This is a genomic window from Streptomyces sp. (genome assembly GCF_031181555.1).
Classification (GTDB): domain Bacteria; phylum Actinomycetota; class Actinomycetes; order Streptomycetales; family Streptomycetaceae; genus Streptomyces; species Streptomyces fimbriatus.
Genome location: NZ_JAPSKQ010000114.1, coordinates 1 through 6,232, shown reverse-complemented (window position 1 = coordinate 6,232; position 6,232 = coordinate 1). Strand labels below are relative to the sequence as shown.

General features: G+C 72.8%; 5 protein-coding genes and 1 pseudogene. All 6 read left to right on the top strand.

Going from position 1 to position 6,232, the window contains the following annotated elements:
- Positions 1-179 precede the first annotated feature (179 nt).
- Positions 180-1,565 carry a nitrate/nitrite transporter gene (locus RIM90_RS21455; RefSeq protein WP_309062369.1) on the top strand — a complete coding sequence of 462 codons (1,386 nt, stop codon included), beginning with the start codon at positions 180-182 and terminating at the stop codon, positions 1,563-1,565.
- Positions 1,566-1,682: 117 nt separating this feature from the next.
- Complete coding sequence (locus tag RIM90_RS21450) at positions 1,683-2,834, top strand: uroporphyrinogen-III synthase (RefSeq protein WP_309062381.1); 1,152 nt, start codon at positions 1,683-1,685, stop codon at positions 2,832-2,834.
- Between the two features lie 154 nt (positions 2,835-2,988).
- The gene (locus RIM90_RS21445; protein ID WP_309062368.1) at positions 2,989-3,582 is read left to right on the top strand and encodes a CGNR zinc finger domain-containing protein; all 594 of its coding nucleotides are present in this window, start codon (positions 2,989-2,991) and stop codon (positions 3,580-3,582) included.
- A 288-nt stretch (positions 3,583-3,870) separates the two neighbouring features.
- A complete protein-coding gene (locus tag RIM90_RS21440) occupies positions 3,871-4,452 on the top strand; it encodes a sigma-70 family RNA polymerase sigma factor (RefSeq protein ID WP_309062367.1) in 582 nt (193 codons plus the stop codon).
- Positions 4,453-4,526: 74 nt separating this feature from the next.
- Entirely contained in the window at positions 4,527-5,285 is a 759-nt protein-coding gene (locus RIM90_RS21435; protein WP_309062366.1) for a zf-HC2 domain-containing protein, read from the top strand.
- A gap of 96 nt (positions 5,286-5,381) precedes the next feature.
- Positions 5,382-6,232, top strand: a pseudogene (locus RIM90_RS21430) (helicase); the annotation flags it as partial.

Sequence of the window (6,232 nt, the reverse complement as noted above, 5' to 3'; positions counted from 1 at the left end):
GCCCCCGCGGCGCTGACCCCACCGCGCGGGGCCGGGCACCTCTCATCCCGTCCCCGCCGGAGGTGAGAGCAACGTTCCCCGCCGGTCACCGTGGGCCACAGACCGGAAACGCTCCCTCCCTACCTTCGGGACCAGCCCCTCGCGGCACCGTCCGCACCCCGGAGAACAGTGGAGGCGTCATGACAGCCGCAAGCCCGGCCCCCGCACCCCCGAGCAGGGGTGGCCGCTGGATCCAGCACTGGGATCCGGAGGACGAGACCTTCTGGAACGCGACCGGGGAGAAGGTCGCCCGCCGCAACCTCCTCTTCTCCGTGCTGTCCGAGCACATCGGCTTCTCGGTGTGGACGATGTGGTCCGTGCTGGTGCTCTTCATGGGCCCGGAGTACGGGCTCACCCCGGCCGACAAGTTCCTGCTGACGTCCATGGTCACGCTGGTCGGCGCCGTGGTCCGCATCCCGTACACCTTCGCCGTCGCGGTCTTCGGCGGACGGAACTGGACGGTCATCTCCGCCGGGCTGCTGCTCGTCCCCACGGTGGCCGCGTTCACGGTGATGGAGCCGGGGACGTCCTTCTCCACCTTCCTGCTGGTCGGTCTGCTGGCCGGCATCGGCGGCGGCAACTTCGCCTCCTCCATGACCAACATCAACGCCTTCTTCCCGCTGCGGAAGAAGGGGTGGGCGCTCGGCCTGAACGCCGGCGGCGGCAACATCGGCGTCCCGGTGATCCAGCTCGCCGCCCTCGCGATCATCGGGGCGAGCGGCGGGCCGCGGGTGCTGCTCGGCCTCTACATCCCGCTGATCGTCGTCGCCGCCGTGCTCGCCGCGCTGTACATGGACAACCTCGCCTCGGTGCGGAACGACACCGGTGCCGCCAGGGACGCCGCGAAGGACCCGCACACCTGGATCATGTCCTTCCTCTACATCGGCACCTTCGGCTCGTTCATCGGCTACAGCTTCGCCTTCGGGCAGGTGCTCCAGAACCAGTTCGGCCGGACGCCGCTGCAGGCCGCGTACGTCACCTTCATCGGCCCGCTGCTCGGCTCCCTGATCCGCCCGGTGGGCGGCTGGCTCGCCGACCGGTACGGCGGCTCGAGGATCACCCTGTGGAACTTCGTCGCCATGGGCGCGGCGACCGCGGTGCTGATCGCCGCCTCGATGCGGGAGTCGCTGGTGCTGTTCACCGTCGCGTTCGTGGTGCTGTTCGTGCTGACCGGCCTCGGCAACGGCTCGACGTACAAGATGATCCCCGGCATCTTCCAGGCCAAGGCCCTGGCCCGGGGGCTGCGCGGTGAGGAGGCCGCCGCGCACGGGCGCCGGCTGTCCGGGGCGGCCATGGGGCTGATCGGCGCGGTGGGCGCGCTCGGCGGGGTCGGCATCAACCTGGCCTTCCGCCAGTCCTTCCTCTCCCACGGCTCCGGCACCGGCGCGTTCGTCGCCTTCCTCGCCTGTTACGCGGTCTGCTTCGTGGTCACCTGGGCCGTATACCTTCGCCGCCCGGCGGCCCGGGCGACCGCCACGAGCACCGCCTCGGAGGAGAAGCCGCAGCTCACCTATGCCGAGGTGTGAAGTAACACTGGTGACATGAAGCCGAACCGAGCCTGTCATGGATCGTTGACAGGCTCGATCGGCATGGAGACGGAGCCGCACTCCGCGCAGGACGCCGACCCGAGCGGGACGAGAGCCATGTACGAGGAAGAACAGCGACCGGACCACGGGCCACTCGCGGGTTTCACCGTGGGGGTGACCGCGGCGCGCCGGGCCGACGAACTGGGCGCGCTGCTCGAGCGGCGCGGAGCCGTCGTGCTGCACGCCCCGGCCCTGCGGATCGTGCCGCTGGCCGACGACAGCGAGCTGCTGGCCGCCACCAAGGAGATCATCGGGCAGGCCCCGGACATCGCGGTCGCCACCACCGCCATCGGCTTCCGGGGCTGGGTGGAGGCCGCCGACGGCTGGGGGCTGGGCGAGGACCTGCTGGCGAGGCTGCGCGGGGTGCGGATCCTGGCGCGCGGCCCCAAGGTGAAGGGCGCGATCCGGGCCGCCGGACTGACCGAGGAGTGGTCGCCGGCCTCGGAGTCCCTGGCCGAGGTGCTCGACCGGCTGCTGGAGGAGGGCGTCGACGGACTGCGCATCGCCGTACAGCTGCACGGCGAGCCGCTGCCCGGGTTCGTGGAGTCGCTGCGGGCCGGGGGAGCGGAGGTGGTGGGGGTGCCGGTCTACCGGTGGCTGCCGCCGGAGGACCTCGGCCCCGTCGACCGGCTGCTGGACGCCACCGTCTCCCGGACCCTGGACGCGGTCACCTTCACCAGCGCGCCCGCCGCCGCGTCCCTGCTGTCCCGGGCCGAGGAGCGCGGACTGCTCGCCGACCTGCTCGCCGCCCTCGGCCACGACGTCCTGCCCGCCTGCGTCGGCCCGGTCACCGCGCTGCCGTTGCAGGCCCGGGGCATCGACACCGTCCAGCCCGGACGCTTCCGGCTCGGCCCCCTCGTCCAGCTGCTCTGCCAGGAACTGCCCGCCCGGGCCCGCGTGCTGCCCGTCGCCGGGCACCGGGTGGAGATCCGCGGGCACGCGGTCCTGGTGGACGGCGAGCTCCGGCCCGTACCGCCGGCCGGGATGTCCCTGCTGCGGGCGCTGTCCCGGCGGCCCGGCTGGGTCGTCGCCCGCGCGGACCTGCTGCGCGCGCTCCCGGGAGCGGGCCGCGACGAACACGCGGTGGAGACCGCCATGGCCCGCCTGCGCAGCGCCCTCGGCGCCCCCAAGCTGATCCAGACGGTCGTCAAGCGCGGCTACCGGCTCGCCCTGGACCCGCAGGCGGAGTCGAAGTACGCGGACGCCTGAGCGGGGTGGCCGGCCCGGCGGGGTGAGGGTGCCGTGCGGGGGGTTCCGGGCGCGGGAGCGGGCAGGCACTGTAGGGGGAGGATTCCCCGGCCCCTCACGCGCGTCGCCCCGGCCCCCACGCGACCGGGGTGAAACCCTAGGCGGTGACAGGCACATGGCACTGGGTACGGCCACGGCGCCCCACGAACTGCGGTTCGACACCGGGCGGGTCTGTCTGGATCTCCTCGCTACCACGCACCCCGTGGAACGGCTCGACTCCGTCGAGGTGCTGCGCGCCTGGATCACCGGCTCGGGACTCGTCCCGGCGGGCACCCCGCTGGCCCACGCCGACCCCTCGTGGCCGGCGGCCTTCCGCGAACTGCGCGGCCGGCTCGGCCCGTTGGTGCGCGGCCGGGCGGCGCCCGGCGTCCCCTCGTACGACCTCGCGCTCGCGCGGGTCAACGACCTCGCCCGCGCGGCGCCCCCGGCCCTGTGCGCGGTCCCCGGCGACGACGGCGTGCTGACGCGCCGTCTGGACGGTCCGCCCGGCCGCGCCGCGTTGCTCGCGGCGGTCGCGCGGGATGCCGTGGACCTGCTCACCGACCCCGTCGCGCGCGCGAGCCTGCGGCAGTGCGAGGGCGACAACTGCCCGATCGTGTACCTCGACACCTCCCGGGGCCGCAGGAGGCGCTGGTGCTCCAGCGAGGTGTGCGGGAACCGCGAACGCGTGGCCCGCCACCGCCGCCGCGCCGCCCTCGCCCGCACCTGAGGCACCCGGGTCCCGGCACGGCCGCCACCCCCGCGCGGTTCCCGCGTGCTGCTCCCGTCGAGACGCCAAGTGGCGTCCCTCGCGGGCCGTTCGCCGTCCGCGCCCCACGGGCGGCGCACCCGCCCCGTCGCCGTGCCGGAAGCGTGAAGGAGAAGCGGGGGGAAGGTGACCCCGTGTCCCGGTCGTCACGCCGTCCCGCAGAAAACCGCCCCCCTCTTTGAACACCCGACGCCCCGGGTCCGTACCGGTTGTCGAGCGACCGGCTGGGGGATCCCCCGGACTTCGGAGGTGGGCGTGCGCAAGGATTCCGTCGTGGCCAATGACCGTGCATCGAGGGCCCGACATCGCATGTCCCCACCCCCGGGACCCGACGAGGAGTTGATGCGTGCGCTGTACCGCGAGCACGCCGGCCCCCTGCTGGCCTATGTCCTGCGGCTGGTCGCCGGAGACCGGCAGCGCGCCGAGGACGTCGTGCAGGAGACGCTCATCCGTGCCTGGAAGAACGCCGGTCAGCTCAATCGGGCGACCGGTTCGGTACGCCCCTGGCTGGTGACGGTCGCCCGGCGCATCGTCATCGACGGCCACCGCAGCCGGCAGGCCCGGCCGCAGGAGGTCGATCCGTCGCCGCTGGAGGTCATCCCCGCGGAGGACGAGATCGACAAGGCGCTGTGGCTGATGACGCTGTCGGACGCACTCGACGACCTGACCCCTGCCCACCGGGAGGTGCTCGTCGAGACGTACTTCAAGGGGCGTACCGTCAATGAGGCGGCGGAGACGCTCGGCATACCCAGCGGTACCGTCCGCTCCAGGGTGTTCTACGCCCTGCGTTCGATGAAGCTGGCACTGGAGGAGCGGGGGGTGACGGCGTGATGAGTGTGTACGGGGGAAATCAGGGATTCGGCACGGGCGGTGCGGGTATGTCTGGAGCCATGCAGGGATCACCGGTGCCGAACGAACACGAGACCGTCGGCGCCTACGCCCTCGGCATTCTCGACGACGCCGAAGCAACCGCTTTCGAGGCGCACTTGGCGACCTGCGAGTGGTGCGCCCAGCAGCTCGACGAACTCGCGGGCATGGAACCGATGCTGGCCGCGCTCGCGGACCTGCCCGGTGCCGGGACGCCCGCCATCGGCGAGTCGCTGTCCGCCAGGCCGAGTCCGCGCGTGGTGGAGAAGCTGGTCGACGAGGTCGCCGAGCGCCGCGCGAGGAAGCGCCGCCGCAACTTCTACATGGTGGCCGCGGCGGGCGCGCTGATCGTCAGCGGACCGTTCGTGGCCGTGGCGACCACCGGCGGGGACGGGGGCGGTAGTGGCGGCGGCACCAACCGGACGCTCGCGGCGAACCCGGCGAAGGAGGCCTTCGACCGCACCTCCGACAAGATCTCGGCCACCGATCCCGGCACCAAGGTCTCCGCGACCGTGGCACTGGAGGAGAAGGCCTGGGGCACCCAGGCGGTCCTGGAGCTGAAGAACGTCACGGGCCCGCAGAAGTGCTCGCTGATCGCCGTCGGCAAGAACGGCGAGCGGGAGACCGTCACGTCCTGGTCCGTCCCGGACTGGGGCTACGGCCTGCCGGACGCCAAGTCGGACAAGGCCAGGCAGCCGCTGTACGTGCACGGCGGCGCCGCGTTCGAGCCGAACGAGATCGATCACTTCGAGGTGATGACCTTCGACGGCAAGCGGCTGGTCGAGGTCGACGCGTAGCGCCCGTCCGGCGGGATCCGCCGGACGGGCCCGTAGCCTCACGGGGCCCCTTTCGCGTACGGTTGACGGCTGCCCAGCACGTCAGAAGGGGGCCCGGTGGCCGCTCAGGCTCAACAGGAAACCGTGGTCGACTCGGTTCACGACTCCGTTCGCGACCGGGAGATCCGTGTCGAACAGGAACACCTGGACCGGGTGTACCGGCGCCTCGAGGAGAAGATCCACGAGGCCGAGTTCCTCATGCACGACGCCGCCCGGCGCGGCCAGGTCGGCACGCCCGGCGCCCTCGCCGAGCGGGACGCCCAGGTCTTCCGGGCCGGCGTCCACCTCAACCGGCTGAACAACGAGTTCGAGGACTTCCTCTTCGGCCGGATCGACCTGCTGCCCGGCAAGGACGGCAAGAAGGGACCCGACGGCGCCTACACCGCCGTCGAGCCCGCCGAGGGCGCCGTGCGTCCCGACAACACCGCCGACATCGCCGAGACCCTGCACATCGGCCGCATCGGCGTCCTCGACGAGGACTACGCCCCGCTGGTCATCGACTGGCGGGCCCCCGCCGCCGCGCCCTTCTACCGCTCCACCCCGGTCGATCCCGGCCGGGTCGTGCGCCGCCGCGTGATCCGCTCCAAGGGCCGCCGCGTCCTCGGCGTCGAGGACGACCTGATGCGCCCGGAGCTGAAGGCGTCCCTGGACGGCGGAGAGCTGCCGGTCATCGGCGACGGCGCCCTGATGGCCGCGCTCGGCCAGGCCCGTACGCACACCATGCGGGACATCGTGGCCTCCATCCAGGCCGAGCAGGACCTGGTGATCCGCGCCCCCGCCGCCTCCGTGACCTACGTCGAGGGCGGCCCCGGCACCGGCAAGACCGCCGTCGCCCTGCACCGGGCGGCCTACCTGCTCTACCAGGACCGGCGCCGGTACGCGGGCGGCATCCTGATCGTCTCGCCCAC

What these genes read in the sequence shown, in the direction of transcription:
- RIM90_RS21455 (WP_309062369.1), top strand. Translation starts at nt 180, where the DNA reads ATGACAGCCGCAAGCCCGGCCCCCGCACCCCCGAGCAGGGGTGGCCGC.
- RIM90_RS21450 (WP_309062381.1), top strand. Translation starts at nt 1,683, where the DNA reads ATGTACGAGGAAGAACAGCGACCGGACCACGGGCCACTCGCGGGTTTC.
- RIM90_RS21445 (WP_309062368.1), top strand. Translation starts at nt 2,989, where the DNA reads ATGGCACTGGGTACGGCCACGGCGCCCCACGAACTGCGGTTCGACACC.